We start from the raw sequence: 24,262 nt of genomic DNA on the forward strand, positions 1-24,262 counted from the left end.
TTGGTTGTTGTTATTGAGCGTTGGCTTTTTCGGCAGCCAGTTCTTCCAGGTCGATGTAGCGGTTGCCGATGCGCGGGTGCAGGCGGCCGCCGTCGGCAGCGCCCAGGACCACGACGATTTCATCGGCGCGCGGGGCGTCTTCGATCTGCATTTCCAGGGTGATGTAGTGCGAGCGCAGGCCTTCGTCGTCCTTCTGCATCATCGGGATCTGGATCGAGGTGCCTGGGCCGCCGCGCTTGTTGGTGAAGCTCAGGTAGCTCTTGGCTTGTACCGCTTCGCGGTAGTGGTTGCCGAAGCGCAGGGTGTGGATCACCGCAGAGGCGTGTTCGATCTCGCCGTCGGCGCCGACCACGGCAGCTTTACCGTAGGCTTCGATCTTGTCGGCACCGCCAATGGCAGCGGTCAGGCGCTCGACCATCAGGGCACCCAGCTCCGAGCAGTTGGCGCGGATTTCCGGCTTCAGATCTTCAACGAAACCGCGACCGGCCCATGGGTTCTTGATCACAACGGCCAGGCCGACCATGGTCACCGGCTTGTCGGTGGCCTTGCCGCCTTCGATGCGGGTCTCTTCGGAGTAGGTGACGATCTTGCGGATTTCGAAACTCATGGGTGGCTCCTGGTGAGGGTTATCAGCTCTTGTTGTCTGATGGTATACCATAATATTTGTTGTGCAAGAGGTGGCAGGAAATTTCTCTTGCGAGGGGACGAAAGGTGGCCTGATGCCTTGATTTTTGCGGCGTCTGTACTGGCCCAGGCGGTCACCCACTTAAAAAAAAGCCCGCTCACGCGGGCCACAGGGGCCCACGGGAGCGGGCGTGTCCCGCAATGACTCAGGCAATGGGAATTCAGGCGAACGCCGGCACCACTTCCTTGATGAACAGCTCGAGCGACTTCTTCTTCTCGGCGTGGGGCAGGCTGTTGTCGCACCAGAAGCTGAACTCGTCGACACCGAGTTCCTGGTAGTACTTGATGCGGGCGATGATCTCTTCCGGGGTGCCGATCATGGTGTTCTTGCGGATGTTCTCCAGCTGGAACGCCGGCACTTCGGCGAACTTCGACTCCGGGCTCGGCTCGAGGAAGCCGTTGACCGGGGTGGTCTTGTTGCCGAACCAGGCATCGAAGGTGCGGTAGAAGCGCGAGATGGCCTGGGCGCCGATTTTCCAGCCATCAGGCTCGGACGGGCTGTGCACGTGGGTGTGGCGCAGCACCATCAGTTGTGGGCGCGGCACTTCAGGGTTGTTGTCGAGGGCGGCCTGGAACTTGTTCTTCAGGTCCAGCACTTCCTCGTCGCCCTTCATCAATGGGGTGACCATGACGTTGCAGCCGTTGGCCACGGCGAAGTTGTGCGAGTCCGGGTCGCGGGCGGCGATCCACATCGGCGGGGTGGCGTTGAACGGCTTCGGCACGCTGGTGGAGGTGGGGAACTTGTAGACTTCGCCATCATGGGCGTAGTCGCCTTGCCACAGTTTGCGCACCACCGGCACCATTTCGCGCAGGGCCTTGCCGCCGTCGGTGGCCGGCATGCCGCCTGCCATGCGGTCGAACTCGAACTGGTAGGCGCCACGGGCCAGGCCCACTTCCATGCGGCCGTTGCTGATCACGTCGAGCAGGGCGCATTCGCCGGCAACGCGGATCGGGTTCCAGAACGGCGCGATGATGGTGCCGGCACCCAAGCGGATCTTCTCGGTGCGTGCAGCCAGGTAGGCCAGCAGCGGCATCGGGCTAGGCGAGATGGTGTATTCCATGGCGTGGTGTTCGCCGATCCACACGGTGCTGAAACCGCCGTGCTCGGCCATCAGGGTCAGTTCGGTCAGGTCTTCGAACAGCTGGCGGTGGCTGACCTGTTCATCCCAACGTTCCATGTGCACGAACAACGAAAATTTCATGGGGCTTTCCTCAACGCTTGAAAGTTTCTGGCGCCGGGCAGGGGCGGCGCCAGGTGTCTCGATTCAGAATAGGCTTCAGGCAAACGCCGGCAGGCTGGCCATCTTGCCGCGGCAGTAGACCATTGGTCGTGGGGCTTCTTCAGGGACGATCAGGTTGTGTACCTTGCCGACCATGATGGCGTGGTCGCCACCTTCATATTCGCGCCACAGTTCGCATTCGATGACGGCGGTGGCGCCGGCCAGGATCGGGTTGCCCAGTGCGCTCAGGGTCCATTCGATGCCGGCGGCCTTGTCCTTGCCCTTCTTGGCGAACGCATAGGCTTCGGCCTGTTGTTCACCGGAGAGCAGGTGAATGGCGAAGCGCTTGTTCTTGATCAGGACCGGGTAGGAGTCGGAGGTATAGTTGGGGCAGAACAGCACCAGCGGCGGGTCCATCGACAGGGAGGAGAAGGCGCTGGCGGTCAGGCCGACGACCGAGCCGTCGTCGTCCAGGGTGGTGATGACGGTCACGCCGGACGGGAAGGAGCCCAGGACGTTCTTGTAGATGCTTGCGTCGATCATCTGGTGTACCTCTAAAGGGCTGCGGTGGTCCGCGGTTTTTATCGTTGATGTGTCTGATGGTATACCGTAATACCTATTTTGCAAGCGGAATTTTCAGCCCTGGTTTTTCACGATGAACGGCTCAAGGCCACGTAAACCGTGGGCTTGAGCCGTGAGGCGGTTTGTCTCAGGGGTTGTGCGAGGAGATCAGCGGGCGTTTTTTCCTACGGATCAGTGTTGTCAAAAGCTTGGAATACCATAATATGGTCCGCAGCTGAGAGGCCGCCTAGATGCGGTTTCCTTACAACGATAAAAACGACCTTTCGAGCTGAATCCTATGTCCCAACCGTCGTCGCAACACCAGTTTGTCGAGAATCACACGGTCGATTACGTTCCACCTGCCGAGCGCCATGGGAAGGCGCGTGACCTGTTCACCCTCTGGTTCAGTACCAACATCGCGCCACTGCCTATCGTCACCGGCGCCATGGTGGTCCAGGTGTTCCACCTGAACCTGTTGTGGGGGCTGATCGCAATCGTGCTGGGGCATCTCATCGGGGGCGTGTTCATTGCCCTGGCCTCTGCGCAGGGACCGCAGCTGGGCATTCCGCAGATGGTCCAGAGCCGTGGCCAGTTCGGCCGGTATGGCGCGCTGCTGATCGTGTTCTTCACCGCGCTGATCTATGTCGGCTTCTTCATTTCCAACATCGTCCTGGCGGGCAAGACCATCCACGGCATTGCCCCCAGCATGCCGATGCCAGGCGCGATCGTGATCGGCGCCTTGAGTGCGACGGCTATCGGTGTGATCGGCTACCGCTTCATCCACATCCTCAACCGCATCGGCACCTGGGTGATGGGTTCGGCACTGCTGGCCGGTTTCATCATGATGTTCGTCCAGGAGCTGCCGGCCGACTTCTTCAGCCGTGGCGCGTTCAACCTGTCGGGTTTCATTGCCACCGTGTCGCTGGGCATCATCTGGCAGATCAGCTTCTCGCCGTACACCTCCGACTACTCGCGCTACCTGCCGCGTGAAGTGGGCATCGCCAAGCCGTTCTGGGCGACCTACTTCGGCGCCACCCTGGGCACCATCCTGTGCTTCAGCTTTGGTGCGATTGCGGTGCTGTGCGTGCCGGAAGGCACCGATGCGATGGATGCGGTCAAGCAGGCCACCGGCTGGCTGGGCCCGATCCTGATGGTGCTGTTCCTGCTCAACATCATCAGCCACAACGCCCTCAACCTGTATGGCGCGGTGTTGTCGATCGTCACCGCAATCCAGACCTTCATTGCCGAGTGGACGCCGAGCATCAAGGTGCGGGTGATCCTGGCTACGGTGATCCTGGTGGGCTGCGGGATGGTCGCGCTGAATGCGTCGGCGGGCTTCATTGGCCAGTTCATCGGCCTGATCCTGGCGCTGCTGCTGGTGCTGGTGCCGTGGGCATCGATCAACCTGATCGACTTCTACCTGATCAAGAAGGGCCAGTACGACATTGCGTCGATCTTCCGCGCTGACGGCGGCATCTATGGCCGCTTCAATCACCACGCGATCATTGCCTATGCCTGCGGCATCCTGGTGCAGCTGCCGTTTGCCAACACATCGCTGTATGTGGGGCCGTACTCGAACATCGTCGAAGGGGCTGACCTGTCGTGGCTGTTCGGTTTGCTGGTGACGGTGCCGCTGTATTACTGCCTGGCGACGCGCGGCAAGGCTGCCGAGCAGGCGGGGCGGGTTGTAAGCGTCAACGACTGATAGATAATTGTTGCTGTGACAGGGGCTGCTTTGCAGCCCATCGCAGGCAAGCCAGCTCCCACAGGATTACACATAGCCCTAGGCTTGCGCCGTACCTGTGGGAGCTGGCTTGCCTGCGATGGGCCGCAAAGCGGCCCCAGCTGTTTTGGATCAGACCTTGAACTGCGCCACCATGCCATTCAGGTCCACGGCAAGGCGCGACAGGTCCTGCGCCGCCGCACTGGTCTGATTTGCCCCCGCCGACGTCTGCATCGCCAGATCGCGAATGTTCACCAGGTTGCGGTCCACCTCCCGCGCCACCTGCGCCTGCTCCTCGGAAGCACTGGCGATCACCAGGTTACGCTGGTTGATCGAGGCGATCGCCTCGGCAATCACTTCCAGCGCCTGGCCAGCGCCTTGCGCCACTTCCAGCGTGCCGTTCGCCCGGCCGCGGCTGCTGTGCATCGCCGACACTGCCCGCTCGGTACCGTTCTGGATGCCGGCGATCATCTGCTCGATTTCTGCCGTCGACTGCTGGGTGCGGTGGGCGAGGGCGCGCACTTCATCGGCCACCACGGCAAAGCCGCGGCCCGCTTCACCTGCGCGTGCGGCTTCGATGGCAGCGTTGAGCGCCAGCAGGTTGGTCTGCCCGGCAATCGCGCCAATCACGTCCAGCACGCGGCTGATCTCGTTGGCGTTGCTGGCCAGCTGCTCGATCTCGGTGGAAGTGCCCGTCACGTCATTGACCAGATGCTGGAGCGAGGCCAGGGCCTGGTTGACCTGGTCACGACCATCGCGGGTAGTGCGGTCGGCGCCTTGGGAGGCATCGGCCGTGCTCACCGCGTTGTTCGCCACTTCTTCCACTGCGGCGGTCATCTGGTTGACGGCGGTTGCGGCCTGGTCGATTTCCGCGCTCTGCTGGTGCAGGCCGCGGCTGGTGTCTTCGGTCACGGTGTGCAGCTCCTCCGAGGCCGAGGCCAACTGGTCGGAGGAAGCGGCGATCTTGCGCAAAGTGTCGCGCAGGCTGTCCTGCATGCGGCTCAAGGCGCGCAGCAACAGGGCCGGTTCATCACGGCCGACGACACGGATGTCCTGGGTCAGGTCACCGGTAGCTACACGCTCGGCCACAGCAACTGCATCGGCCAGCGGCATCACGATACTGCGGGTGAGCACGGTGGCGATGGCGGCCAGGGCGAGCATGATGATCACCAGCGAGGCGATGATGGCGGTGAAGGCTTCATCGGCCACATCGCTGCTGCGTTGCGAGGCATCCTCGGCGCCTTTGCCGTTGTAGGCAATCAGTGCGGTCATGGCTTTCATCATGGTGTCGGCGTACTGGGTGAGCGGGCCGCTAATCTGCTGCTTGGCCTGGTCCATGCGACCGGCAGCGATATCCTGCACTACGCGTGACTGCAGTTCGAGGTATTGCTGGTGGGCAGCTTTGAAGGCGTTGAACAGGGCGCGGTCATCCGCAGCGATGATGGTGTCCTCGTAATCCTTCAGGCCACTGCCGAGCTGCTCGTTGATGCCCTTGAGCATGTCGATGTTGCGCGCACGCTCGCCGGTGTTGTCATCCAGCGCAGCGCGCAGGGTGACGGCGCGGGCGCGGCCGAGGTTGGTGCTGATTTCACCGAGAGCAACCACGGCGGGCATCCAGGTGACACGGATTTCGTCCGTGGCCGCGTCCATCTGCCGGGTTTCATAGATTGCGATAAGGCCCATGGCCAGGACCAATGCGCCCAACAGGGCGAAAACGCTGGTCGCGCGGGTGCCGATCTTCATATTCCGTAACTGCATGGAATGCTCCTTGACGTTGGCGTGCAGGCGTCAAGAGCATGGGCGGGTAGCCGGGCCACCAGGGAATGGCGCCAGGCTCTCGATGCGCTGCGGATTTAAGTGTGTGCCTCACCCTCATGTATGCTTTTTTGATTTCGATGATGCCATATGGCCATCAATATTGACCAGCCATTCAATGTAACAACATCTTCTGAAATATCCGTCATTCTTTGACGGATCTGTCAGGACTTTGCAGTCAAAGGATCACCAGCAGCGGCGGGGCCCCTGCGCTACCAGGTCAGAATGTTCCAGCCTGTTGCCGCCGATAGGCCCCGGGCTGCACCCCCATGGCCTTGGCAAACGCCCGGGTAAAGGCCGCTACCGACTGGTACCCCACCTGCACCGCCACCTGTTCCACGGTATTGCCCGCCTTCAGCAACCGGCACGCGTGGCGCATGCGCAGTGCCAACAGCACTTGCCCCGGCGACTGCCCGGCCAGCTCATTGAAGCGCTTGAAGAACGCCGAGCGCGACAACCCGGTGCAGGCCGCCATGCTCTCCAGCGTCCAGGCCTGCCCAGGCTGCTCGATCAACTGCTCCAGCAACCCGGCAAACGCCGGCTGGCGGGCGAGGGCGACCAGTCCGCCCAGCGATTGCCCCCCGTGCACCTGCTGGCGCAGCACATACAGAAACAGCAGTTGGGTCAGGCGCTCCAGCATGGTTTGCGAGGGCGAGCGCTGGCACTCCTCCAGAATCAGCCCGAACAACGCCCGCGCCGCATGGCCGGCCGGCTCATCGGCGCGCAGCACGATCCAGTCGGCCAGCCCCTCGACGATCAGTGACGACAACCCGGCGCGGAAGTCGAAAAACCCGCAGACCAGGCCCACCCCATCGCTCGCCGTCGCATCCAGCGCCTGCATCTGCTGGCGTGGCTGGTCGCAGGCGGTGATCGGGTCCTGGTCGCTGGATAGCCGATAGCTCAGGTCGCGCAGCAGGAACACGGCATCGCCGGCTGCCAGGCGCACGGCCTCGGCGTGGCCATCGAGGTGCAACCAGCAATGCCCTTGCACCACTAGGTGAAAGCTGGCGCGGCCCATGCCCTGGGTGCTGGCATGCCAGCCGCCGCAATAGCGGCCGACATGGAACAGGCTGGCGTCGAGTTCGAGGCCTTCTAATAACCAATCGACAAGATGGCTGGATGAAATCATCTAATGCAAAGACTCAGGAGCAAGGAAAGGCGACTGATGAATATGGAGGGTATTTCTTATAACCAACAGACTGTAGGCACATACATCGACAGGAGACCACTCCATGACCTCGCGCATTACTCTACACACTCTGCAGAGTGCCCCGGAAGCGGCCCGCCCATTCCTCGAAAATGCCCAGAAGAACTCCGGCTTCATTCCCAACCTGCTCGGCGTGCTGGCCAATGCCCCGGCGGCGCTGGAAACCTACGTCACTGTCTCGGCCCTGAACGGCAAATCCGAGCTGACCCTGGCCGAGCGTGAAGTGGTGCAATTGATTGCCGCGACCCAACACGGTTGCGACTTCTGCGTTGCCGGCCATACCGCCGTGGCCCTGAACAAGGCCAAGCTGCCCGCCGAGGTGGTCGACGCCCTGCGGGCTCGTGGCGAACTGCCAGATGCGCGCTACGAGACCCTGGCCGAATTCGCCCGTGAAGTCATTGCAACCCGCGGCAATGTCAGCGACGCCACCTACCAGGCGTTCCGCGCAGCCGGTTTCACCGAAGGCAACGCCCTGGAAGTGATTCTTGGCGTGAGTCTCGCAACCCTGTGCAACTTTGCTAATGTGTTCGCCCAGACGCCGCTCAACGACGAGCTGAGCAAGTACCGCTGGCTGCCAACTGCGTAATTGACGCCTGGCGCTGGTGGCGCCTGCGATTTCAAAAGGAGTAGGGACATGCTTGATGCTGCATTTCGTCAATGGCTGGATGCCAACGCCGAGGCAATCGACCAGGGCCAATGCGACCCGCAACAGGTGCTGGGGCACATCGCCGAATCGCAACTGCTGCGTGTTGGCGTCCCCCCGGCACTGGGTGGCAGCGGCGGCGCAGTTACCCACGCGGTCGAAGCCATCGCCGCCATCGCCAGTCGCTCACTGGCCGCAGCCTTCGTTTGTTGGGGCCAGCGCGCGTTCATCGAATACCTGCTGCAAAGCCCTAACCAGGCCTTGCGCGAGCGCTTGCTGCCCAGCCTGCTGACCGGCGAACTGGCCGGCGCCACCGGGTTGTCCAACGCCATGAAGTTCCTTTCCGGGATCGAGGCATTGCAAGTGCGTGGCCGCGCCGAGGCAGCGGGCTGGGCACTGGAAGGCCGTCTGCACTGGGTGACCAACTTGCGCAAGAGCGGCTTTGTCGTGGCGGCAGCCATCGAGGACGACGCCGGTGGCTCGCCTTTCGTGATGGCCATTCCCTCCGACAGCCAGGGCCTGGAGCGCTCTGACGACCTGGAGCTGATGGGCCTGCAGTCGAGCAACACGGCAGCGCTGGCGTTCCACCAGGTCGAGCTGAGCCGCGACTGGCTGCTGCACGAAAATGCCCGCGAGTTCCTGCCCAAGGTGCGCCCGGCGTTTCTCGCCCTGCAGTGCGGCATGGCCATTGGCCTGGCGCGGCGGTCGTTGCATGAAGTGCATGAACACCTGCACGGGCGCCTGTCGTTCCTCGAAGAACACCGTCAGGTGCTCAAGGAACGCCTGGAAAACACCGTGGCCGAGCTCAAGCAAGGCCTGCTCGACGGGCGCTTCCAGGCCCAGCCGGCGGCGCTGTTCAAGCTGCGCATCACCCTTGCCGAAAGTGCTGCCGATGCCGTGCAGCTAGAGTTGCAGGCCAGCGGCGGCAAGGCCTACCTGGATGAGTTCGGTGCCGGCTTCGCCCGCCGCTGGCGTGAGTCGGCGTTTGTGCCGATCGTCACTCCAAGCCTGGTGCAACTGCGCGCCGAGCTGCATCGCCAGGCCGCCAGCGCATGAGCCAAGCGTTGCTCGAAGCCCGCGAGATCAGCCTGGGCTACCCGCGCGAGGGCGGTTGGCAGGAGGTGCTGGCACGCTTCGACCTGCAACTGGCGCCAGGTGAGGTGGTGACCATCCTCGGTCCCAGTGGCGTCGGCAAGTCCAGCCTGCTGCGGGTGCTGGCTGGCTTGCAGCAGCCGCGCGGCGGCCGCGTGACCCTGCATGGCGAGCCGCTGCAAGGGCCGCACCCGCGCCTGGCGGTGGCCTTCCAGGACCCAAGCCTGCTGCCCTGGCTGAGCCTGGAAAAGAACGTCGCCTTCGGCCTGGACTTCGCCCGCCAGCCAAAGCTGGCTGCAGCCGAGCGCCGTGCGCGCATCGACCACGCCATCAGCGCGGTGGGCCTGGACCATGCGCGCAACCAGTATCCGGCGCAGTTGTCTGGCGGCATGGCCCAGCGCACCGCGCTGGCCCGTTGCCTGGCGCGCCAGCCCGAAGTCCTGCTGCTCGACGAGCCGTTCGGCGCGCTCGACGAAGTGACCCGTGCCGACATGCAGCAATTGCTGCTGCAACTGATCGCTACCCACAACACGGCGGCGGTGCTGATTACCCACGATATCGACGAAGCCCTGTTGTTGTCCGACCGGGTGCTGCTACTGGGCAACCACCCGGCGCACATCCTTGGCCAATGGCACATCGACCTGCCGCAACCGCGCTCGCAGCGGGTCGAAGAGCTGGGTGCGCTGCGAATCGAGATTCTCAAGACCCTTCGGCGGGCAAGCCGCACAGCTGAACCTTCCCCTACCTCGTTGCCTTCGGAGCCTGCACATGTGCATGGATGACTGCTGTTCCTCCACTTCGCGTCGCGATTTCCTAAAGCTCAGCGCCATGCTCACCGCCGCCGGTGCCGTACCGCTGCTTTCCAGCCTGCAGGCCCGCGCCGCCGCCGAACCTGACGCGCCGGTGCGCATCGGCTACCTGCCGATCACCGACGCCACGCCGCTACTGGTGGCGCACAACAACGGCCTGTTCGAGGCCGAAGGCATCAAGGCCGAGCGCCCGGTGCTGTTGCGCAGCTGGGCGCAGGTGATCGAGGCGTTCATCTCTGGCCAGGTCAACGTCATTCACCTGCTGTCGCCGATGACCGTGTGGGCGCGCTATGGCAGCAAAGTGCCGGCCAAGGTGGTGGCCTGGAACCATGTTGGCGGTTCAGGCCTGACCGTGGCACCGGACATCAGCGACATGAAGCAGCTGGGCGGCAAGACCGTGGCTATCCCGTTCTGGTACTCGATCCACAACGTGGTGCTGCAGCAGATGCTCAACGACAACGGCCTGACCCCGGTGTCGAAACCTGCCAATGCCCAGCTGGCGGCCAACGAAGTCAACCTGCTGGTGCTGCCGCCATCGGACATGCCGCCAGCCCTGGCCAGCAAGCGCATCGCCGGCTACATCGTCGCCGAACCGTTCAATGCCCTGGCCGAGAACCTCAAGGTCGGCCGCGTGCAGCGCTTTACCGGCGATGTCTGGCGCAACCACGCCTGCTGCGTGGTGTTCATGCATGAACACGACCTGAACAACCGCCCGGAGTGGTCGCAGAAGGTGGTCAACGCCATCGTCAAGGCCCAGCAATGGACCCGCGACCACCGCGCCGAAGCGGCGGCGCTGCTGTCCAAGGCGGGCCCCAACAAGTACACCCCGCATGAGCCAGCGGTGCTGACCAAGGTGCTGGCGCCGGCCGCCGAAGACCGCGCCAGCTACATTGCCAGTGGCGCGATCCAGCATCAGCAGTGGGACGAGAAGCGCATCGACTTCCAGCCCTACCCATACCCCAGCTACACCGAGGAACTGGTCAAGCGCCTGAAACACACCCTGATCGAGGGCGAAAGCGGCTTTCTCGCCGGGCTGGACCCGGCGCAGACGGCTCGCGACCTGGTCGATGACCGCTTCGTGCGCAACGCCATCGCCGCCGTCGGTGGCCCCTCGGTATTCGGCATTGCCGAGAACTTCCAGCGTAGCGAGGAGTTCGCGGTCTGATGCGCAAGCACGTCGTACATGCCGGCCTGGGTTTGGCCGGCCTGCTGGGGTTGCTGGTGCTGTGGTGGGCAGGTGTGCAGTGGTTCGGCGAGGCCGATGGCCTGTCGGCGCGCTTCTCGCCCCAGGCGACCCTTGCCAGCCTGGTCGAGTTGCTTGGCCAGGGCGAGGTCTATGGGCACGTCTGGGTCAGCCTCAAGCGCATTCTGGTCGGCTTGTTGCTGGCGCTGCTGGTCGGTGTGCCGCTGGGGCTGCTGGTTGGTAGCTACCGGCATCTGGAGGCGGCGACCACGCCGGCGTTCCAGTTCCTGCGGATGATCTCGCCGTTGTCGTGGATGCCGGTGGTGGTGATGCTGATGGGCGTGGGCGACCAGCCAATCTACTTCCTGCTGGCCTTCGCCGCACTGTGGCCAATTCTGCTAAACACCGCCGCGGGCGTACGCCAGCTCGACCCGCGCTGGCTGCAGCTGAGCCGCAGCCTGAGTGCCACGCGCTGGGAAACCCTGTGCAAGGTGATCATCCCTGGGGTGATCGGCCATGTGCTGACCGGGGTGCGCCTGGCCATCGGCATCCTGTGGATCGTGCTGGTGCCGTGCGAGATGCTTGGGGTGAGTGCGGGGCTGGGGTATTTCATTCTCGATACCCGCGACCGCCTGGCTTACTCGGAACTGATGGCGATGGTGCTGCTGATCGGCGTGCTGGGGTTCATGCTCGATGCCCTGGCCCGTGGGCTGCATCGGCGCTGGGTGCATGCCTGAAGCATGCTGGGGCCGCCTTGCAGCCCCGGCACTTCAATGCACCGACTTGCGCTCCCGCACACAGGCCTTGGCCTGGGCGGTCAACTCATCCAGCCACTCATCGCGCTGCTGCTCGGCATCGAGCATGGCTTCCTCACCCTGCTGGTTGAGCAGGTAGGTGTGAATCTGCAGCACCTCGGCAGCCTGGTAGATCGGCGCAATGTCCAGCCGCCCGATCAACGCACCACTGGCCTGGCCGGTGCTGCTCATGAGCACCTGCGGCCCGCTGGCGGCAACCACCTGCATGCCCATGTTCTCGAACCATGGGACCTGGCTGGCAAAGGCATTCAGCTCGACGCTGGCATAGCGCGCCTGCGCGTCACCCAGCAGGGCACGGGCAATGCCTTGGCGCCGGTGGCTGGGCGCCACGGCCAGAAACGCCAGGGCGCAGGCCTGGGGGTTGTCCTGGGCCGGCAAGGTCAGGGCGAAACCGAGCAACTGGTCCGGGGCCTCGGCATCCAGGGCCAGGGTCAGTTCCGCGGCCAGGCCGCGGGTGCCGTCCATGGCTTGCAGGTACTGGTGCACCTCCATGCCGACACCGTACTGGTACAGCGGATACAGCGGGTTTTCGGTACGAATGGCGACACTGCTCAGAGCGCCGACGTTGTGGATCACCAACTCGCGGATCTGGTTCTGGAAGGATTCGGGTGGCACGCTTTCAAGGCGGCTCAGGATGAACATCGGTGGACGGGCTCCGGCTGCGGTTGGCTCACCCCGCGCCGGGTTGGCGCGGGGTGCACAGTCTAAACCCTTTTTAGCCGCGCATCGCGGCGAGCATCAGGTCGAGGTTCTGCACGGCTGCGCCCGAGGCACCCTTGCCGAGGTTGTCGAACACTGCCGTCAGCAGCACCTGGCCGTGCTCGGGGTTGGCGTACAGCGCCAGGCGCAGGTCGTTGCTGTCATTCAGCGCTTCAGGGTCGAGCGCAGTGGCCGGGCCTTGCTGGTGCAGGGGCATCACCTGCACATGGCGGGCACCCTGGTAGTGCTGTTCCAGGCAGGCCTGCAACTGCTCGGCGCGAGGCTGGCCGGGCAGCAGGCGCAGCTGCAGCGGGATGCTCAGGACGATGCCCTGGCGATAGGCCGCGTAACCCGGCAGGAACATCGGCCGTGCCGACAAGCCGGCGTGTAGCTGGATCTCCGGCACATGCTTGTGCGCCAGCTCCAGGCCATACAGTTGCAAGGTCGGGGCCTGTTCGGCGCCCGGTGTCTCGTGCCGCTCGACAGCCGCGCGACCGCCTCCGGAATAACCGGAGATGGCATGGATGCTCAGCGGGTAGTCGGCCTGCAGCAGGCCAGCCTTGACCAGCGGGCGCAGCAGCGCGATGGCGCCGGTGGGGTAGCAGCCGGGGTTGCTGACCCGCTTGGCCTGGGCGATACGTTCTGCCTGTGGCCCGTCCAGTTCTGGCAAGCCGTAGACCCAGCCTGGCGTGGTGCGGTGGGCGGAGCTGGCGTCGATCACCCGTACGGCCGGGTTCTCGATGGCTGCCACGGCCTCGCGGGCGGCGTCGTCGGGCAGGCACAGCAAGGCGATATCGGCGCTGTTGATGGCATCGCTGCGGCGCTGTGGGTCCTTGCGCTCGCCTTCCGGCAGGGTCAGCAGGCGCAGGTCGGTGCGGCCTTGCAGGCGGGCGTGGATCTGCAGGCCGGTGGTGCCTTGGTCGCCGTCGATGAAGACAACTGGGGTGTGCATGGTCGGGGTCCGGTCAGGGGAGGGGATGGCCTATGCTCGCCTGTGGCGCTGCGAAAGAAAATTTGCATATCATGATGCTGACGTTCAGTTTTCATGAATCAAGGATCGCTGCCCATGCGCGAAATCAGCCTCGACCGCCTGCGCACCCTGGTGGTGATCGCCGACCTGGGCTCCTTTGCCGAAGCCGCCCGCCAGCTCAACCTGGCGCCGCCCACCATCAGCCTGCACGTGGCCGAGCTGGAGGCGCGGGTTGGCGCGCCGCTGCTGACCCGCAACCGCAACCAGGTGCGCCCGACGGCCATCGGCGAGACCCTGCTGGGCAGGGCCCGTCGATTGCTGGCCGATGCCGACCTGGCACTGGACGAAGTGCGCCGCCAGGTCGAGGGCCTGACCGGGCGGGTGCGCCTGGGGGCCTCCACGGGTGCCATTGCTCACCTGCTGCCCAAGGCCCTCGAACATCTGCGGGAGGCGCACCCCGGTATCGACGTGCAGGTTCAGGTGCTGACTTCCCAGGCTTCGCTGGCGCGCTTGCGCGAAGGCAGCCTGGATATCGGCCTGGTGGCGCTGCCGCAGGTGGCTGGCAAAGGCGTCAGGCTCACGCCCTGGCGGCGCGACCCGATCCTGGCGTATGTGCCGGCCGACTGGCAGCCGCCGGCCAAGGTCACCCCCGCCTGGCTGGCGCAGCGTGCGTTGATCCTCAATGACAACAGTACCCAGTTGTCGCGGGTGACAGGTGAGTGGTTCGCGGCGGCGGGTTTGTATCCCGAGCCGCGGATCGAGCTGAACTACAACGATGCGATCAAGAGCCTGGTAGGGGCCGGCTATGGCGCGACCTTGCTGCCGCAGGAAGGCGAGGCCGCCGAGCTGGACCGGCGGATTACCCGTCGGCCGCTGCGGCCGGGGTTGTGGCGGCAGCTGGGGATTGCCTGCCGCGAGGGCGAATTGGAGCGGGCGACGGGGTTTGTGCTTGATGCGTTGGAGCGGTTGCGGCAGTAGGGCTGGCAGGGTTCGCCATGGCATTTTTGGCGCCTGTGAAATCGAGCGCTGAATCTGTCACGGCAAGCCCCCTGCAACCCCATCGCCGACTATGCTTCCCCCTGCGTCGAGCCAATTGTCTCTCGATGATCCTTCCGATTTCCCAGGAGAACGCTCCATGAAATCCATCCTATTGCTGGTAATTGCTTCAGTGCTGAGTTTTGCCGCACATGCTGACCCCAAAACCAACTGCGATGCGAAGATCAAGGAACTGGAAGACGACCACAAAGCCAGTGGCCAGGCCATGCACGGTGGTATGGCTCATGATTTCAAAGTGAAATGGGAAGAAGCCAAGAAGGCTCGGGATGCGGGGGATATGGCCAAGTGTCAGTCTGCCGCTGACCAGGCCAAATCTATCTATAACAAGGCGCGCAGCCGATAGCGCCTTTTTCATGCCGGCCTCTGCGCGAGGCCGGCATGGCCGTCATCAGAACCAGCGGTCGTTCTTTTTCCGCCCACGGGTCAGCGCCGGCAGGATCAGCCCCACCAGCAGGCCAGCGCCAGCGATGCTGCCGCCATACACCATGTAACGCATCATCACCTGCTTGTTCTCGTCGCCCAGGCGTGCCTGGGTATCGCGCAGGCTCGACTGGCTCTGCTCGAGCTGTTCATTGAGCGCCTGGTTGCGTGCTTCCAGCTCATCGATGAGCTTCTTGCGCGAGTCGAGGGTTTCCTGCATGCCCTGCACGCGGTTCTTCCAGCTGTCATCGATGGTCTTGAGCTGCCCGGACAGTTCCGCCACCTGTGCGTCAAGTTGCGGCAGGCGCTCGTTCTGGCCCGGCACCGATTGCAGGTCGTTGGTGAGGATCCACACCAGGTCGCCATTCTGCCCACGCACCTGGCTGTAGTTGCCCTGGCTGCCGACCAGGGTGAGTTTCTGCCCGGACTTGAGCGTGCCGACGATGCGGTGGCCATCGGTCGGGCCACTGCGCACGTAAGTGCTCAAGCTGTCGCTGACCCAGCGCGCATCGCTGGCCGGCTCTTCGGCATGCGCGGGAACGGCAAGAGCCACCAGGGCGGCGAGCAGGCTGCCGCGCAGGGCAGGGAGGGCAAGGGAGGCTGGGCGGGATTCAGGCATGTTGGGTCTTCGCTGCAACAGGAAAAATAGGCCCGGAAACTGTAGATCAGCGACGGGGCCGGCGAACCGGTCGGTGAATTGACCGTCAGGGACAGACCGCATTTTTGTAAGCAGGTTCACTGCTGAGCGTAGGAATTGCCTACAGAATGTTGCAAATGCCGGGCTAGAGGCACTGCCTGCGCATGACACGATTGTAATGCTCCGATCACCTTGACGTTATCCGCCAGGCCCCACTCTCTGCCTGCGCCGACACAACAAAAATCCGTCACCCAAGGAGCCTCGGATGTCCCGAACCGCCCCCCTGTCCCTGGCTGCATGCCTGACGCTGTCTGGCGTCAGTGCACTGGCAAATGCAGCCGAAGCTGAACCCGAAGATTTCATCGAGGGCAGCAAGCTCAATGTGCTCTACCGCAACTTCTACTTCAACCGCGACAACCGCGACGGGCCAGCCCCGGTGCAGAGCGCGACCAAGCCAGCGAGCAATGGTTACTCCGAAGCCTGGGCGCACGCCATCATCACCCGCTACCAATCCGGCTTCACCCAGGGCACGGTGGGTTTCGGCCTGGATGCCTTCGCCATGCTCGGCCTCAAGCTGGACACCGGTGGTGGGCGCAACGGCGGGCGCAGTTCGTTCGATGTGCTGCCGGTGGACCACGACGGCCAGGCGCGTGACGAATACACCAAGCTGGGCGGTGCCGCCAAGGTGCGACTGTTCGATACCGTGCTCAAGGTGGGTGATGTATTCCCGGCCAACCCGGTGGTGGCCGCGGGCGATTCGCGCCTGTTGCCGGAGAGCTTTCGCGGCGTGACCGTGGAGAACACCAGCCTCAAGGACCTGACCCTGCAGGGCGGCCGCCTGCATGCGATGAGCCAGCCGGTCTCCAGCGACATGCGCGAGAATTTCGTGACCTTTTACGGTGGCCCGGTGGATTCGCCCTGGATCGCCTATGGCGGTGGCGATTACAACCTCAACGAACACATCAGCGTCAGCCTGTTCAGCAGCCGGCTCAAGGATGTGTGGAACCAGTACTACGCCGGTACCAGTGCCAGCTGGCCGCTTGCTGAAAACCTCGCCCTGATCGGCGGCTTCAACTATTACAAGGCCGTCGATGAAGGCCAGCAGCGCCTGGGCGAATTCGACAACGATATCTGGAGCGCCAAAGTCGGGGTGCGCTTCGGTGCGCATACCGTGGCGCTGAGCCACCAGCGCAACAATGGCGATGACGATTTCGACTACCTGCGCCAGTCCGACTCGATCTTCCTCGACAACTCCATCCAGTACAGCGACTTCAACTCGCCAAAGGAGCGCTCGTGGATGCTGCGCTATGACCTGGACATGGCGACCTACGGGGTGCCGGGGCTGTCGTTCATGACCCGTTACGCAAAAGGTACCGATGCCGACTATTCCAACGCCAACGCCTTCTACATGCGCCGCGACGCGGATGGCAACCCGTTGACCGACCAAAAGCGCTGGGAGCGGGATATCGAGGTCAAGTACGTGGTGCAGAGCGGCGCGGCCAAGGACCTGTCATTGCGCGTGCGCCAGGCTACAACGCGGGCCACGGCGTTCGAGTCGGACCTGGACGAAGTGCGGCTGATCGTTGAATACCCGCTGTCTGTGCTGTGAATTCACCTTTGGAAGCGTTCAAGCTCCTTTGGTAAGAGGTGGATGGTTTGGCGCCCCGTGTGGGGCGCTTTTTTTTTCAGGTCGATATGAGGGTCCTGGCGAGGCAGTCCTTGCAATTGACGATGGTTTCCCAAGGCCCCGCCTTCACATGTACCAGGCTCGACCCGCACATGGCGCAGAACAGCGTGCAGCCCTTGCTGTCCGCGCTCCCCGGCAGCTCTGCGATGTAGTCGCTGACCGTGCGGCTCAGGCCATGATCATGCTGTTGCAACAGCACGTCGAACAGCGCCTGGCTGAAGCCTGAACGCGGGGCGTGGTTGTCGTAGCTCGATACAGTGAACTGCCAGTCCTCGCGGATGGCGCGTTCGCTCAGCGACAGCATGCTCCCGGGAATGGTGTTGGCGGCATGGAGTTTGTTGACATGGGCGCGAGCGACGAATGACAGCGCCCCACGCACGGCAGTATTGGCCAGTGACCAGATGTGCCGTACGGGGTGCGTGTCGAGCAGCTGCGCGGCGGCCTCGGCGGCTTTGTTCCTGGCCTCGAAGGGCAGGCCGTGTTCCGCGCTCCGGCTGGCGATGTAGGCGCAGACTTCTTCGGTGCAAAGCAGCTTGATGGCGGCAACGAGTTGGTCATGCCATTGCGGCTGCGGGCCAGCGGACAGAGCCTTGTGCAACGCGCGATACAGGGGGCCAACGCCGGCCCGCTGGGGGTCATCCAGGCTGACATTGGCGATCCAGCGCACCTTGTTCTGCCAGGCCTTCGGTGTCGGGTCGTCGCTGAAGGCCTCCAGCGGCGAATCGGGGTCGACCAGCAGGATCTGGTCCTCGTGCAGTGCCAGCAGGATGGTTGAATCCATGCCCGGGGAGGGGCTGACACGCGCATCCCCGCTGGTTTTTTCCGCAGCCAGGATGCAATCCCTTTGCGTATCCATGCGTACTTCGAGCACGGCCAGCAACTGCAACTGGCGGGTGATCGACAGCGTGCGCAACGGCACCGGCAGGCGCTTGGCCAATGACCAGTGCTCCTTGATGCGCTTGCGTTGCTCGATGGCCTTGGCCTGCCTCGCCCGTTCACGCGCCGCCAGGCAAGGCTGGCAGGCACAATTGCGATGCCATTGGTTGCGCCCCGGGAAGTAATGACGGTGGGCGCAGTTCGGGCAATAGGCAAGGTTGTCGTTCCAGCTGTTGGCCGAGCGGCTTTTGCGCCGCTCGTACAGGCTGACTTCGCAGTAAGGGCACTCGAGCTCGGCGCAAGGCACCGGGGGGAAGGCCTTGATCAGGCTGCTGGGGGCGAGGTCGATGGCGTAGCGTTCGAGCAGCAGGGCAATTTTTTCACCGCCGATGTAGTCGCTGTATAACGCCTCGATCTGTTCGGCGCTGAGGTGCTGCAACTTTGATTTGAAATCCGACAAACCTGTATCTCCCTGCGAAAAGTCGCTTGTGAGGTTCGTCAGGAATGATGCAATGCCTGGGAATCGGTGGGTTGTAGGATATTTCTCTCCGGTTAGTAGGGCGCTTCTGAGCGTTAGCTTGGCTGTGGTCATCGTCAGCCTGAGCTGAAGAGCTAGACTCAAGGCTTTCTGTTCTCCATGGAGCCTTGCCATGACTGCCAAGAACACGATCTGCCTGTGGTTCGACAAAGATGCCGAAGCAGCGGCCAACTTCTATGCCCGGACCTTCCCCGACAGCCAGGTGGTGGCGGTGCACCCGGCCCCTGGCGACTACCCCTCGGGCAAGGCCGGGGACGTGATCACGGTCGAGTTCACCGTCATGGGCATCCCTTGCGTGGGGCTCAATGGCGGCACCACGTTCAAGCACAGCGAGGCGTTTTCGTTCCAGGTCAGCACCGAGGACCAGGCCGAGACCGACCGGCTCTGGCATGCCATCGTCAGCAACGGCGGTAGCGAGAGCGTCTGCGGCTGGTGCAAGGACAAGTGGGGCATCTCCTGGCAGATCACCCCGCGCGTCCTCATCGAAGCCATCGCCAACCCCGACAAGGCCGCCGCCAAGCGAGCGTTTGAAGCCATGATGACCATGGGCAAGATCGACGTGGCGAAGATCGAGGCTGCATTGAGAGGGTAGGCCTGGCCAGATGCCGGCAGGCGACCATGGTGTAGCACGGCGCTCGATCACCCCGGGCGCCACCACTCTCCAGACCTGCACCTCTACCCACTACCCCCGGGTCAGGCGAATGATCTGCCGCGCACAGAAGGCCCCAGTCAGGATCACCCCGAACAACCGTAGCGTCTGCATCGCCAGCACCAGGCCGACATCGGCATGGGTTTCCACCGCAATGATCGCCATGGCATCCAGCCCACCCGGGCTGGTCGCCAGGTACATCGACAGGAAGTCGGTGCCCATCGCCAGGGCCAGCACGTAGGCACACGCGGCGCACAGCACGATCAACGCCACCGCCCCGGCAATCATGGTTGGCAGGCGCTTCCACACATAGCGCACGGTCTGCCGGTCGAAGCGCAGGCCGATGTAGCAGCCGATCGCACCATAGGCAACGGCCAGCAAGGGTTCAGGCAGGCGGATGGTCAGCAGCCCGCTCAGTTGCAGGGCGCCGCCGAGCAGCAGCGGAGTCAGCAAGGCGCCGGCAGGCAGGCGGTTACCGAGGGTGATACCTACCAGCACCACACCAAGGCTGAACAGGCTGTCGAGCAAATGCGGGCTTTCCACAACCGCTGGCGCATTGGCCACTGCGCCAGCGCCCGGCGTGGCGCCGAGCAGGTGGCTGACCAGCGAGCCGATCATCACCACGCACACCACCCGCACATATTGCATGGTCGCCACCACGCGGCCGTCGGCGCCATTTTCCTCGGCCATCAGCACCATCGCCGAAGCCGCCCCCGGTGCCGTACCCCAGGCGGCAGTGCTGCCAGGGATGCCTCCGAAGCGTACGGTGCCGAGGCCGACCAAGGCGCTGAGCACCACCGTGATGAAGGTGGCGACCAGCATCAGATGCCAGGACTGGGCCATCGATACCAGCACCGCCCAGGTCACCGAGTGGGCGACCAGCAGGCCGACGCAGCCTTGGCCGAAGCGAAACACCTGGCGGTGCAGGTGCAGTTGGGCGCCTGCGACGCCAAAGACGATGGCCACCAGCATGGGGCCGAGGAACAACCCGGCTGGCACAGCCAGGGCATGCAGCAGCTGGCCACAGGCAGCGGCGCAGATCAGCAGGGCGAGCCATTGGAACAGCGGTCTGGAAGAGGCGGGTAGGGCGGTCTGCAACGTGGATACTCCTTGCGCAGCGATAACGCGGGCTGGCAGCGCCAGCGGAGAAAATTATCGACGGCGCAATCGATCAAGTCTATTTTCTACTTTCGATGAATCCATAACTGAAATTCATGAATCATGGACCTGCGTGACCTCACCTATTTCGAAACCATCGCCGAGCTGGGCCACCTGGGCCGGGCGGCGGAGAAGCTCAACCGCAGCCAGCCGGCACTGAGCAAGAGCATCCAGCGCCTGGAAGAGTCGCTGGGCACCCGCTTGTTCCAGCGTGATGGCCGGCGCATCAAGCTCACCGATGTCGGCAAGCTGCTGCTGGCGCGGGGCAGGCAACTGCAGCTGAACATCGCCGAAACCGAGCGCGAGGTGCGCGACTTCGCCAGCGGTCTGGTCGGCAACATCCGCCTGGGCTGCGCGGCGAGCATGGCCGATCACCTGCTGCCGCACCTGACCGCAGCGCTGCTGGAACGGGCACCGGAAGTGACCTTGAAGCTGTCCATCGGCCAGGACGATGTGCTCAAGGAGTCCCTGCGTACCGGGCGCCTGGATGTGATCATTTCGCCGCAGATCGCCATGGACCCCGAGTTCACCACCTATCCCATCCTCGAAGACGAAGCGATCGTGGTGGCCAGCGCCGAGCACCCGATCTTCGCCGGCCCCATCACCCTGCAACGCCTCTGCCAGTACCGCTGGGTGCTGGCGGGGCCGACGGTGACCGCCCGCCGCTGGATCGACAACGTGTTCATCGCCCACCAGTTGCCAGCGCCGCAGGTGCAGATCGAGACCAACGCCATCTCGCTGCTGCCACGCCTGATTGCGCGTACCCAGTTGCTCAGCTTCGCCGCCCGGGAAACCCTCGAACATGGCTTGGGCATGTCCTGGCTGCGCGAAGTGCCGCTCAAGCAGACCACCATGCGCCGCACCGTGGCAGTGTCGGTGCGCACGGACGGCTACCTGTCGCCGGCGGCAGAGGCTTTGGTGACGTTGCTCAAGGAAAAGGGCAGCAGCTTCTTCGAACGTGAGTAAAGCAAAGGCTCGCTCACGGCCTGCTGGGCGGTCAGCGCAGCAGTGGTTCAGCTGTGCGGTACGGCCTTGGCCGCCGGAGTGCCGGCATATTGAGGCTTCAGGTGGCCCTGTTCATCGAGCAGGTAGGCATCCATGACTTCGCGCACCACCGGCCCGGCAACGCGGCCGCCGGCCTCGCCGTTCTCGATCATCACCGCCACCACCATGCTCGGGTGGTCGGCCGGGGCGAAACCGACGAACAGGGCGTTGTCGCGGTGGCGTTCGAGGGTCTTGTTGCGGTTGTAGCGCTCACCCTGCTTGATTGCCACCACCTGCGCCGTGCCGCTCTTGCCGGCAATGCGGTACTGGGCACCGGCCGCGGCGGCGCGGGCGATGCCGCGCGGGTCGTGCATGACCATCTGCATGCCGACGTTGACCTGGTCCCAGGCGTGCTTGTCGTGCAGCACGATGTCGGGCATCGGGTTGGGGTCGACCGGCGTTTCGCCACCCACGGTCATGGCCAGGTGCGGGCGGTGCCACACGCCCTTGCTGGCCAGCAGGCTGGTGGCCTGGGCCAGCTGCAGCGGGGTGACCTGCATGTAGCCCTGGCCGATGCCGAGGATCAGCGTCTCGCCCGGGAACCAGGCCTGGCGCCGGGTGGCGCGCTTCCACGCCTGGGAAGGCATGAGCCCGGGCGCTTCCTCGAACATGTCCAGCGAGACCTTTTGGCCCAGGCCGAACTCGGCCATGTAGTCGTGCAGGCGGTCGATGCCGAGCTTGTGCGCCAGGTCGTAGAAGTAGGTGTCGTTGGACCGCATGATGGCGGTGTACATGTCCACCCAGCCATCGCCGCTGTGGTTCCAGTTGCGGTACTTGTGGTCGTAGTTGGGCAGCTCGTAGTAGCCCGGGTCGAACACCCGGCTGCCGGGGGTGATCACGCCGCTGTCGAGGCCGGCGATGGCCACTTCCGGCTTGACCGTCGAGCCGGGCGCATACAGGCCGCGCAGCACGCGGTTGAACAGCGGCCGGTCGATCGAGTCGCGCAGTGCGGCGTATTGCTTGAAGCTGATGCCCTTGACGAACAGGTTGGGGTCGAAGCTCGGGTTGCTGACCATCGCCAGCACGTCGCCGTTGGCCGGGTCGAGCACCACCACCGAGCCACGGCGGTCGCCCAGGGCCTTTTCGGCGGCCACCTGCAGGTGCGAGTCGATGCTGAGGATGATGTCCTTGCCGGGGATCGGGTCCTTGTGGTTGAGCACGCGCATCACCCGGCCCTGGGCATTGGTTTCCACTTCTTCGTAGCCTACATGGCCGTGCAGCTGGGCTTCATAGAAGTGCTCGATGCCGGTCTTGCCGATGGACTGGGTACCGCGGTACTCGGTGCTGTCGAGGGTCTTGGCTTCTTTTTCGTTGATGCGCCCGACGTAGCCGACCGAATGGGCGAAGTGTTCGGCCAGTGGGTATTCGCGGATGAACTGCGGTTCCACGTCCAGGCCGGGCAGGCGGAACTGGTTGACTGCGATGAGGGCGATCTGTTCTTCGGTCAGGCCGACCATCAGGGTGACCGGCTCGAACGGCTTGCGGCCGCGGCGCAGGTCCTTGTCGAATTGCTTGCGGTCGTCTTCGCCCAGGCCAAGAATTTGCGCCAGGCTGTCGAGCACTTTGGCTGAGTCACCGGCGCGCTCGCGGGTCATGGTCAGGTCGAAGCTGGGTTTGTTGTCGGCCAGCACCACGCCGTTGCGGTCGTAGATCAGCCCGCGCTCGGGGGCGATGGGCAGGATGTGTACGCGGTTGTTTTCCGAAACCGCGCTTTGCTGGTCGTGCTGCAGCACCTGCAGCACATAGAGCCGGCCCACGAGGACGGCGCACAGGCTGAACACCAGGGCGGCGCAGGCCAGGAGCCGGCGGTTGACCAGGTGTTTTTCCTTTTCGTGGTCCTTGAGGGGGATCGGTTGCGGCATGGGGGCTCTGTACAGTAGCGGATTCGGCAGGCGAGGGCTTCGCCCGCGGTTGGGCCGCCCAGCGGCCCCGGGGCCGGCGATGCTACGCAACCCGGCCCTGCGCCTCAAGGCAAGCGCGCTCCGCTCACTGCCCCGGATCGCGCATCCCCCCCACCATTAGGGCGTTAACGGTCAACATGAAGATTTGTTCATGCGCTTTCAGAATCAGGGCTGAAGCAGCTGAACGACATCTCTTGATCTTGCTTTTGCTCTTGCTCTTGCTCTTGCTCTTGCTTTTGCTCTTGCTTTTGCTTCTAAGCGCGCGGTAGTTCAGGCGACGCAGATTGCGACTTCAGGAGGCCGAACGCAGGTCTTGCGGAGGGAGGTGACGGGCATGGATGCCCGTCAAGCGCTGGGCCCCAGGATGGGGCCTGCAGCGCGGTCCTCCCGGGAGCAAGGCCGGAGTGAGGGGACCCCGGAGCGCAGCGTAGGGGCCGGATGATGGGAGCCGGGGTTTTTGGTTACTTTTTGCCCAGTCAAAAAGTGACCCGCCGTAAGGGCGGAAAGGTGATTGTGCGCCACCATCGCAAATGAATGCGCACCTGATCTGAAAGCCAAAAGCCAAAAGCCAAAAGCCAAAAGCCAAAAGCCAAAAGCCAAAAGCCAAAAGCCAAAAGCCAAAAGCCAAAAGCCAAAAGCTCGACTGCGGCGGTTTCGATTATTTCGAGTACATTCATTCGCGATGGCGACGCACAATCACCTTTCCGCCCTTACGGCGGGTCACTTTTTGACTGGGCAAAAAGTAACCAAAAACCCCGGCTCCCATCATCCGGCCCCTACGCTGCGCTCCGGGGTTCCCTCGCTCCGGCCTTGCTCCCGGGAGGACCGCGCTGAACGGCCCATCCTGGGCCGCAGCGCTTGACGGGCATCCATGC

23 protein-coding genes are annotated in these 24,262 nt (G+C 63.8%); 11 read left to right on the top strand and 12 right to left on the bottom strand.

Annotated features, from left to right (window positions below):
* Positions 1 to 10: 10 nt before the first annotated feature.
* The 3 genes from ABE528_RS01420 to ABE528_RS01430 all read right to left on the bottom strand — a co-directional run bounded on the left by ABE528_RS01420 (position 11) and on the right by ABE528_RS01430 (position 2,447).
* Positions 11 to 607: an amino acid synthesis family protein gene (locus ABE528_RS01420; protein WP_003256068.1), complete on the bottom strand. Its 597-nt coding sequence runs from the start codon at positions 605 to 607 to the stop codon at positions 11 to 13.
* A 238-nt stretch (positions 608 to 845) separates the two neighbouring features.
* Entirely contained in the window at positions 846 to 1,886 is a 1,041-nt protein-coding gene (locus tag ABE528_RS01425) for an LLM class flavin-dependent oxidoreductase (RefSeq protein WP_346651939.1), read from the bottom strand.
* A gap of 75 nt (positions 1,887 to 1,961) precedes the next feature.
* A complete protein-coding gene (locus ABE528_RS01430; protein WP_152957675.1) occupies positions 1,962 to 2,447 on the bottom strand; it encodes a flavin reductase family protein in 486 nt (161 codons plus the stop codon).
* Between the two features lie 316 nt (positions 2,448 to 2,763).
* Here ABE528_RS01430 and ABE528_RS01435 point away from each other — a divergent pair, with 316 nt between their 5' ends.
* Positions 2,764 to 4,170, top strand: coding sequence for a cytosine permease (locus ABE528_RS01435; RefSeq protein ID WP_152957674.1), 1,407 nt, complete (start codon positions 2,764 to 2,766; stop codon positions 4,168 to 4,170).
* 150 nt (positions 4,171 to 4,320) lie between these two features.
* Here ABE528_RS01435 and ABE528_RS01440 read toward each other — a convergent pair whose 3' ends face one another.
* Positions 4,321 to 5,946: a methyl-accepting chemotaxis protein gene (locus tag ABE528_RS01440; RefSeq protein ID WP_152957673.1), complete on the bottom strand. Its 1,626-nt coding sequence runs from the start codon at positions 5,944 to 5,946 to the stop codon at positions 4,321 to 4,323.
* A 277-nt stretch (positions 5,947 to 6,223) separates the two neighbouring features.
* Positions 6,224 to 7,132, bottom strand: a complete 909-nt coding sequence (locus ABE528_RS01445; protein WP_152957672.1) for an AraC family transcriptional regulator — start codon at positions 7,130 to 7,132, stop codon at positions 6,224 to 6,226.
* Between the two features lie 103 nt (positions 7,133 to 7,235).
* Between ABE528_RS01445 and ABE528_RS01450 the strand changes: the two genes are divergently transcribed.
* The 5 genes from ABE528_RS01450 to ABE528_RS01470 are packed head-to-tail and all read left to right on the top strand — an operon-like array spanning position 7,236 to position 11,674.
* Positions 7,236 to 7,796, top strand: coding sequence for a carboxymuconolactone decarboxylase family protein (locus tag ABE528_RS01450; RefSeq protein ID WP_152957671.1), 561 nt, complete (start codon positions 7,236 to 7,238; stop codon positions 7,794 to 7,796).
* Between the two features lie 48 nt (positions 7,797 to 7,844).
* Entirely contained in the window at positions 7,845 to 8,909 is a 1,065-nt protein-coding gene (locus ABE528_RS01455; RefSeq protein WP_346651940.1) for an acyl-CoA dehydrogenase family protein, read from the top strand.
* Complete coding sequence (locus ABE528_RS01460) at positions 8,906 to 9,727, top strand: ABC transporter ATP-binding protein (protein WP_346651941.1); 822 nt, start codon at positions 8,906 to 8,908, stop codon at positions 9,725 to 9,727. The genes ABE528_RS01455 and ABE528_RS01460 overlap by 4 nt, the downstream gene beginning before the upstream one ends.
* Positions 9,714 to 10,919, top strand: a complete 1,206-nt coding sequence (locus ABE528_RS01465) for an ABC transporter substrate-binding protein (RefSeq protein ID WP_346651942.1) — start codon at positions 9,714 to 9,716, stop codon at positions 10,917 to 10,919. The genes ABE528_RS01460 and ABE528_RS01465 overlap by 14 nt, the downstream gene beginning before the upstream one ends.
* On the top strand, positions 10,919 to 11,674 hold the full coding sequence (locus tag ABE528_RS01470) for an ABC transporter permease (RefSeq protein WP_346651943.1): 756 nt from the start codon (positions 10,919 to 10,921) through the stop codon (positions 11,672 to 11,674). The genes ABE528_RS01465 and ABE528_RS01470 overlap by 1 nt, the downstream gene beginning before the upstream one ends.
* Positions 11,675 to 11,707: 33 nt before the next feature.
* On the opposite strand, the gene ABE528_RS01475 is transcribed toward ABE528_RS01470, so the two are convergent.
* On the bottom strand, positions 11,708 to 12,394 hold the full coding sequence (locus ABE528_RS01475; RefSeq protein WP_346651944.1) for a GNAT family N-acetyltransferase: 687 nt from the start codon (positions 12,392 to 12,394) through the stop codon (positions 11,708 to 11,710).
* A gap of 73 nt (positions 12,395 to 12,467) precedes the next feature.
* Positions 12,468 to 13,403 (bottom strand): N-acetyl-gamma-glutamyl-phosphate reductase, encoded by a 936-nt coding sequence (argC, locus tag ABE528_RS01480; protein WP_346651945.1) that lies wholly within the window; start codon positions 13,401 to 13,403, stop codon positions 12,468 to 12,470.
* A 114-nt stretch (positions 13,404 to 13,517) separates the two neighbouring features.
* Here argC and ABE528_RS01485 point away from each other — a divergent pair, with 114 nt between their 5' ends.
* The gene (locus ABE528_RS01485) at positions 13,518 to 14,399 is read left to right on the top strand and encodes a LysR family transcriptional regulator (RefSeq protein WP_346651946.1); all 882 of its coding nucleotides are present in this window, start codon (positions 13,518 to 13,520) and stop codon (positions 14,397 to 14,399) included.
* 157 nt (positions 14,400 to 14,556) lie between these two features.
* A complete protein-coding gene (locus ABE528_RS01490) occupies positions 14,557 to 14,820 on the top strand; it encodes a hypothetical protein (protein WP_152957663.1) in 264 nt (87 codons plus the stop codon).
* 45 nt (positions 14,821 to 14,865) lie between these two features.
* Here ABE528_RS01490 and ABE528_RS01495 read toward each other — a convergent pair whose 3' ends face one another.
* On the bottom strand, positions 14,866 to 15,516 hold the full coding sequence (locus ABE528_RS01495) for a TIGR04211 family SH3 domain-containing protein (RefSeq protein ID WP_152957662.1): 651 nt from the start codon (positions 15,514 to 15,516) through the stop codon (positions 14,866 to 14,868).
* A gap of 283 nt (positions 15,517 to 15,799) precedes the next feature.
* Here ABE528_RS01495 and ABE528_RS01500 point away from each other — a divergent pair, with 283 nt between their 5' ends.
* Positions 15,800 to 17,143 carry an OprD family porin gene (locus ABE528_RS01500; RefSeq protein WP_346651947.1) on the top strand — a complete coding sequence of 448 codons (1,344 nt, stop codon included), beginning with the start codon at positions 15,800 to 15,802 and terminating at the stop codon, positions 17,141 to 17,143.
* A gap of 76 nt (positions 17,144 to 17,219) precedes the next feature.
* Here the strand turns inward: ABE528_RS01500 and ABE528_RS01505 are convergent, their stop codons facing one another.
* Complete coding sequence (locus ABE528_RS01505; protein WP_346651948.1) at positions 17,220 to 18,557, bottom strand: hypothetical protein; 1,338 nt, start codon at positions 18,555 to 18,557, stop codon at positions 17,220 to 17,222.
* Positions 18,558 to 18,747: 190 nt separating this feature from the next.
* Between ABE528_RS01505 and ABE528_RS01510 the strand changes: the two genes are divergently transcribed.
* Positions 18,748 to 19,227 (top strand): VOC family protein, encoded by a 480-nt coding sequence (locus tag ABE528_RS01510; RefSeq protein ID WP_152957660.1) that lies wholly within the window; start codon positions 18,748 to 18,750, stop codon positions 19,225 to 19,227.
* Between the two features lie 90 nt (positions 19,228 to 19,317).
* On the opposite strand, the gene ABE528_RS01515 is transcribed toward ABE528_RS01510, so the two are convergent.
* Positions 19,318 to 20,382, bottom strand: coding sequence for an AbrB family transcriptional regulator (locus ABE528_RS01515; RefSeq protein WP_346651949.1), 1,065 nt, complete (start codon positions 20,380 to 20,382; stop codon positions 19,318 to 19,320).
* A 123-nt stretch (positions 20,383 to 20,505) separates the two neighbouring features.
* Between ABE528_RS01515 and ABE528_RS01520 the strand changes: the two genes are divergently transcribed.
* Positions 20,506 to 21,408 (top strand): LysR substrate-binding domain-containing protein, encoded by a 903-nt coding sequence (locus tag ABE528_RS01520; protein WP_346651950.1) that lies wholly within the window; start codon positions 20,506 to 20,508, stop codon positions 21,406 to 21,408.
* A gap of 47 nt (positions 21,409 to 21,455) precedes the next feature.
* On the opposite strand, the gene mrdA is transcribed toward ABE528_RS01520, so the two are convergent.
* Together mrdA and ABE528_RS01530 are read right to left on the bottom strand one after the other, a co-directional pair.
* Positions 21,456 to 23,348, bottom strand: a complete 1,893-nt coding sequence (mrdA, locus tag ABE528_RS01525; RefSeq protein WP_152957657.1) for a penicillin-binding protein 2 — start codon at positions 23,346 to 23,348, stop codon at positions 21,456 to 21,458.
* Positions 23,349 to 23,863: 515 nt separating this feature from the next.
* Positions 23,864 to 24,064: a hypothetical protein gene (locus tag ABE528_RS01530; RefSeq protein ID WP_346651951.1), complete on the bottom strand. Its 201-nt coding sequence runs from the start codon at positions 24,062 to 24,064 to the stop codon at positions 23,864 to 23,866.
* Between the last annotated feature and the right edge of the window lie 198 nt (positions 24,065 to 24,262).

The sequence above is a fragment of the Pseudomonas sp. TWI628 genome (genome assembly GCF_039673865.1).
GTDB lineage: Bacteria > Pseudomonadota > Gammaproteobacteria > Pseudomonadales > Pseudomonadaceae > Aquipseudomonas.

What these genes read in the sequence shown, in the direction of transcription:
- ABE528_RS01420 (WP_003256068.1), bottom strand. Translation starts at nt 607, where the DNA reads ATGAGTTTCGAAATCCGCAAGATCGTCACCTACTCCGAAGAGACCCGC.
- ABE528_RS01425 (WP_346651939.1), bottom strand. Translation starts at nt 1,886, where the DNA reads ATGAAATTTTCGTTGTTCGTGCACATGGAACGTTGGGATGAACAGGTC.
- ABE528_RS01430 (WP_152957675.1), bottom strand. Translation starts at nt 2,447, where the DNA reads ATGATCGACGCAAGCATCTACAAGAACGTCCTGGGCTCCTTCCCGTCC.
- ABE528_RS01435 (WP_152957674.1), top strand. Translation starts at nt 2,764, where the DNA reads ATGTCCCAACCGTCGTCGCAACACCAGTTTGTCGAGAATCACACGGTC.
- ABE528_RS01440 (WP_152957673.1), bottom strand. Translation starts at nt 5,946, where the DNA reads ATGCAGTTACGGAATATGAAGATCGGCACCCGCGCGACCAGCGTTTTC.
- ABE528_RS01445 (WP_152957672.1), bottom strand. Translation starts at nt 7,132, where the DNA reads ATGATTTCATCCAGCCATCTTGTCGATTGGTTATTAGAAGGCCTCGAA.
- ABE528_RS01450 (WP_152957671.1), top strand. Translation starts at nt 7,236, where the DNA reads ATGACCTCGCGCATTACTCTACACACTCTGCAGAGTGCCCCGGAAGCG.
- ABE528_RS01455 (WP_346651940.1), top strand. Translation starts at nt 7,845, where the DNA reads ATGCTTGATGCTGCATTTCGTCAATGGCTGGATGCCAACGCCGAGGCA.
- ABE528_RS01460 (WP_346651941.1), top strand. Translation starts at nt 8,906, where the DNA reads ATGAGCCAAGCGTTGCTCGAAGCCCGCGAGATCAGCCTGGGCTACCCG.
- ABE528_RS01465 (WP_346651942.1), top strand. Translation starts at nt 9,714, where the DNA reads ATGTGCATGGATGACTGCTGTTCCTCCACTTCGCGTCGCGATTTCCTA.
- ABE528_RS01470 (WP_346651943.1), top strand. Translation starts at nt 10,919, where the DNA reads ATGCGCAAGCACGTCGTACATGCCGGCCTGGGTTTGGCCGGCCTGCTG.
- ABE528_RS01475 (WP_346651944.1), bottom strand. Translation starts at nt 12,394, where the DNA reads ATGTTCATCCTGAGCCGCCTTGAAAGCGTGCCACCCGAATCCTTCCAG.
- argC (WP_346651945.1), bottom strand. Translation starts at nt 13,403, where the DNA reads ATGCACACCCCAGTTGTCTTCATCGACGGCGACCAAGGCACCACCGGC.
- ABE528_RS01485 (WP_346651946.1), top strand. Translation starts at nt 13,518, where the DNA reads ATGCGCGAAATCAGCCTCGACCGCCTGCGCACCCTGGTGGTGATCGCC.
- ABE528_RS01490 (WP_152957663.1), top strand. Translation starts at nt 14,557, where the DNA reads ATGAAATCCATCCTATTGCTGGTAATTGCTTCAGTGCTGAGTTTTGCC.
- ABE528_RS01495 (WP_152957662.1), bottom strand. Translation starts at nt 15,516, where the DNA reads ATGCCTGAATCCCGCCCAGCCTCCCTTGCCCTCCCTGCCCTGCGCGGC.
- ABE528_RS01500 (WP_346651947.1), top strand. Translation starts at nt 15,800, where the DNA reads ATGTCCCGAACCGCCCCCCTGTCCCTGGCTGCATGCCTGACGCTGTCT.
- ABE528_RS01510 (WP_152957660.1), top strand. Translation starts at nt 18,748, where the DNA reads ATGACTGCCAAGAACACGATCTGCCTGTGGTTCGACAAAGATGCCGAA.
- ABE528_RS01520 (WP_346651950.1), top strand. Translation starts at nt 20,506, where the DNA reads ATGGACCTGCGTGACCTCACCTATTTCGAAACCATCGCCGAGCTGGGC.
- mrdA (WP_152957657.1), bottom strand. Translation starts at nt 23,348, where the DNA reads ATGCCGCAACCGATCCCCCTCAAGGACCACGAAAAGGAAAAACACCTG.
- ABE528_RS01530 (WP_346651951.1), bottom strand. Translation starts at nt 24,064, where the DNA reads ATGAATGTACTCGAAATAATCGAAACCGCCGCAGTCGAGCTTTTGGCT.